We start from the raw sequence: 360 nt of genomic DNA, 5'->3' as shown, positions 1-360 counted from the left end.
TTTCACCTAGTCAAGAGGATGATTATTTTTTTTACAACTTATACGTTCCCTATGGTTTCCCTGAAAATTATGCAGGCACAATCCAAGAACAAAGATATGCTGTAGAAACCAATAATACGTATTCGTCTTTAAACATAATTGGTGTTAATAAGATAGTTGTTGTGAGGAGAAAGAATGGTAACCTACAAGAGAAAATTGAACAATATATTAACGTGTTGAACATTGATGACAACTATGAAGTGGAATTTGAATATTAAAGCTCTTATCTATAAAATGTAAAGATCATTGCAACCGAATTCCTTAATTTGAACTTATTGAAGTTAACTCTACTTCCAATACATCAAAATATTTGTCAATACT

Annotated in this window: 1 protein-coding gene; it reads left to right on the top strand. The window is 30.0% G+C overall.

What is annotated here, in order from left to right; translation table 11 throughout:
* Nucleotides 1–257 (top strand): hypothetical protein (locus tag H4O21_RS28495; RefSeq protein WP_220495882.1); only part of this gene is annotated, 257 nt, incomplete at its 5' end.
* Between the last annotated feature and the right edge of the window lie 103 nt (nt 258–360).

It is taken from the genome of Oceanospirillum sediminis (assembly GCF_014164585.1).
Taxonomy (GTDB): domain Bacteria; phylum Pseudomonadota; class Gammaproteobacteria; order Pseudomonadales; family Halomonadaceae; genus Oceanospirillum; species Oceanospirillum sediminis.
This window is presented reverse-complemented; position numbering and strand designations above follow the sequence as displayed.